The sequence below is a fragment of the Caulobacter sp. P4_E5 genome, assembly GCF_056401555.1.
Map to the genome: position 1 here is coordinate 1 of NZ_JBFUJD010000146.1, position 3,636 is coordinate 3,636.

Sequence of the window (3,636 nt, forward strand, 5' to 3'; positions counted from 1 at the left end):
GGCGCGCCAGGCCAGGGCCGCGCCGCCCAGGCCGATGGCTCCCAGCACGAGGCCCATCCGCGAGCCCGTCGCGACCAAGGCGACCAGCAGGAACGCCATCGTCGTCGGCGCCAGCGCCCAGACCAGCCGGCGGTCGGCGCCGTCGCGAAGCCTCAAGCCCGCCAGAACGGCGGTCAGCGGCAGGGCGCAAGCCATCAGCGCGGCCTGGTGATTGCGATTGGCGAACAGCCCGACCGCCCCGTCCTGCGAGGTCTCGCGATAGAGGCGCAGGCCGCCCGCCGCGACCTGAGCCAGGCCCAGCAGGCCGCTCACCACCGCGACCGCCACCACCGCGGAGGCCAGGCGGGTGCGCCCTCGGAAGCCCAGATGCAGCGCCGCCAGGGCCGCGGCCGTCGCCGGCAGCAGGGCGGCCAGGGCGTTCAGGGTCAGGTCGGGGCTCAGGCTGAGCGGCCGCCAGACGACGGTTCCCGACGCCTCGGCGATCCGGCCATGGGCCTCGTGGCCCGGCAGTCCGGCCCAGACGCTCGGCGGCAGCGGAACCAGGTGCAGCAGGAGCAGGGCGTAGGCCGCGCCGACGGCGGCCAGCACGCCGGCGTGGCGGCGAAGGATCGCCAGGTCGAGCGGCCAGAGGGTCGCGCCGATCGCCAGCAAGGCCAGGCAGCGCACGAGCGCCTGCTGGACCTCGTCATGCCGCGAGGCGCCGCCGGCCAGGGCCAGGCCAAGACCCAGCGCTCCGGCGATCAGCCCGCGATAGGCGGGCCCGTGAATCCACGATGGCGAGCGCCGGTCCACGCATCCCTCCCCTGCCAGTTAAGCAAAGGGCGGCGACCTCGCGATCGCCGCCCCCGGTCGCCAGCCCCTTAGGAGCTGGCGGCCTTGCTGTCGTGCTTGCTCAGCGCCAAGGCGCCGGCAACCACGGCCGCGACGGCGACACCAACCGCGACGGTGGTCGAGGTGGTGGCCGCCCCGGCGCTCGGAGCGATCCCGCTGGCGGCGGCCAGCGAGAGCTTCGAGGCCGGATTGCCCGCCTTCCCCGCGGCGAGCGCGGGAAGCGCCACCATGGAAAGGGCGGCCGACACGGCCAGGAGATGTGTCAAACGCATCTACAGAGCTCCTCATCGGTACAGGTCTGGATCGTCAGAGGGCCGAAACCCCCTGGCGAAAAGCGTGCGCACGCTCCGGGGGTGGGTTCCCCTGGACGCGCGCGACGTTCACGCGCCGACGAGATTTCGTTCGCCCTCGGGCGCGCGGACGGCGTCGCCGTCCAGCATGGCGCGCAGGCGCGTGGCCACGGCGTGGCGGTCGAGGCCGTAGTGGGCCCGCAGATGGGCCTGGTCGCCGACCTCGCTGGGATAGAGGTCCCGCAGGCCGACCCGGCTGAAGCCGCGCGGGGCGACGCCGCCCTCCAGGCAGGCCTCCGCCACGGCCCCGCCCAGGCCGCCGACGATCGAGTGCTCCTCCAGGGTCAGCACGTAGGGGCAGGCGCGCGCCGCGGCGCGGACGCCCTCGACGTCGAACGGCTTGAGGGTGTGGACCTCGACCACGCGCACCCCGACGCCCTCGGCCGCCAGCAGGTCGGCGGCGCCCAGGGCCTCGCTGAGGATTCCGCCGACGGCGAAGATCACCGCGTCGTCGCCGTCGCGGACGGTCCGCACCCGGCCCAGCGTCACCGGCCCCGGCGCCAGCCCGGCCTGGCCCTTGTCCAGCCGCAGATAGCCCGGCCCGCCGCGCGTGTGCATCTGACGGGTCAGCACATAGGCCTGCCAGGGGTCCGAGGGGGCCACGACCGTCATCTCCGGCAGGGCCCTCAGGATGGCCAGGTCCTCGGTAGCGAAGTGCGACATGCCCAGCTGGCCGTACGAGAACCCGCCCCCGACCGCCACCACCGTCACGTCGGCCCGGTGGTAGCAGACGTCGTTGCGCAGCTGCTCCAGGCACCGCAGGGTCGGGAAGTTGGCGATCGAATAGGTGTAGGCCCGCGCCCCGGTCAGGGCCATGCCGCAGGCGACGGCGGTCATGTTCTGCTCGGCGACGCCGGCATTGACGAAGGCGTCCGGAAACCGGGCGATGAAATCGTCGAGCACGGAAAAGCCCAGGTCGCCGCTGACCAGCATCACGCGCGGATCCTCGGCGGCCAGGTCGGTCAGCGCCCGGATGAAGCTGTCACGCATCGGCGGTCTCCAGTTCGGCGCGATCAAGTTCGGCGAGCGCCGCCGCCAGCTCCTCGCCGGCCGGGGCGCGGTAGTGCCACAGCACCTGGTTCTCCATGAACGACACCCCCCGTCCCTTGACCGTGTGGGCGATGATGCAGGTGGGGCGGTCGCCGAGCGCGGCCGCCGCGAACGCGGCCTTCAGCGCGGCGTGGTCGTGGCCGTCCAGCTCGGCGACGCTCCAGCCGAAGGCCCGCCACTTGTCGGCGAACGGCTCCAGGCCCAGCGTGTCGGCGATCGAGGTCAGGGCCTGCAGCTTGTTGTAGTCGATCACCGCGCACAGGTTGGACAGCCGGTGATGGGCCGCGAACAGCGCCGCCTCCCAGTTCGAGCCCTCGTCGCACTCGCCGTCGCTGAGCGCCACATAGACCCGCTGCCGGCCGCCCATGCGCCGCAGCTGCAGGGCCATGCCGGTCCCGACGCCCAGGCCGTGGCCCAGCGATCCGGTCGACACCTCCACGCCCGGCACGCCCTTGTGGTTGACGTGGCCCGACAGGACCGAGCCGTTGCGATAGTGGGTCTCCAGCACCGACAGCGGCATGAAGCCACGCTCGGCCAGGGCCGCGTAGACGCAGGCGCCGGCGTGGCCCTTGGACAGGATGAAGCGGTCGCGGTCGGGCCAGCCGGGGTCGGCGGGATCGACCCGCAGCACCTGCCCGTACAGCACCGCCATGATGTCGGCCAGCGACAGGCCCGAGCCGACGTGCGAGCTCTTGCCCGAGGCGCACATGCGCACGACGTGACGGCGCAGGCGCCGCGCCAGGGCCTGGGTTTCCAGGGGCGCCGCGGCGCTCACGCGAAGAACTCGCGCACGCAGGCGATCACGCGGTCGACCTGGTCGTCGGTCAGCAGGTGGTTCATCGGCAGCAGCAGCGAGCGGGCGAAGAACCGGTCGGTCTTCGGCAGATGCTGGTCGAAGCCCAGGTTGTGGAACTGGTGCAGGCCGATGCCGCCCCACTGCACGATCGTGCCGATCCCCTGGGCCGCCAGGTGGGCGCGCAGGGCGTCGCGGGCGTCGCAGCAGACCTCGTAGTTCTGGAAGATGTCGAAGCGGTTCGACGCGTCCGGCCCCGGCGGCAGGTCCAGGGCGGCGATGGCGGCGAAGGCCTCGTGATAGCGGGCCGCGACCTGGCGGCGGCGGGCGATGGCCTCGTCGTAATAGGTCAGCTTGTAGGCCAGGATGGCGGCGTGGAGGTTATCCAGGCGCGCATTTGAGCCCCAGGTCCCGACGTCCTTCGAGATGGCCTTGTCGCGGCCGGCCCCATGGTTGCGCATGGCCCGCACCGTCTCGGCCAGGCCGTCGTCGTCGGTGACCAGGGCGCCGGCGTCGCCGAAGCAGCCCAGGGTCTTGGACGGATAGAAGCTGAACGCGCCCCAGGCGCCGAAGCGGCCGGCCACGCGGCCATCGAGGCGCGCGCCCAGGGCC

5 protein-coding genes are annotated in these 3,636 nt (G+C 73.0%); all 5 read right to left on the minus strand.

Annotated elements, in window-relative coordinates:
* On the minus strand, window positions 1-792 hold a 792-nt coding region (locus tag AC1DSO_RS24510; RefSeq protein WP_477071289.1), incomplete at its 3' end, for a hypothetical protein.
* A 68-nt stretch (window positions 793-860) separates the two neighbouring features.
* Complete coding sequence (locus tag AC1DSO_RS24515) at window positions 861-1,103, minus strand: hypothetical protein (protein WP_477071290.1); 243 nt, start codon at window positions 1,101-1,103, stop codon at window positions 861-863.
* A 108-nt stretch (window positions 1,104-1,211) separates the two neighbouring features.
* The gene (locus tag AC1DSO_RS24520) at window positions 1,212-2,171 is read right to left on the minus strand and encodes a transketolase family protein (protein ID WP_477071291.1); all 960 of its coding nucleotides are present in this window, start codon (window positions 2,169-2,171) and stop codon (window positions 1,212-1,214) included.
* The gene (locus AC1DSO_RS24525) at window positions 2,164-3,006 is read right to left on the minus strand and encodes a transketolase (RefSeq protein ID WP_477071292.1); all 843 of its coding nucleotides are present in this window, start codon (window positions 3,004-3,006) and stop codon (window positions 2,164-2,166) included. The genes AC1DSO_RS24520 and AC1DSO_RS24525 overlap by 8 nt, the downstream gene beginning before the upstream one ends.
* The coding region (locus tag AC1DSO_RS24530) for a DegT/DnrJ/EryC1/StrS family aminotransferase (protein WP_477071293.1) at window positions 3,003-3,636 on the minus strand (634 nt) is incomplete at its 5' end. The genes AC1DSO_RS24525 and AC1DSO_RS24530, both read right to left, overlap by 4 nt.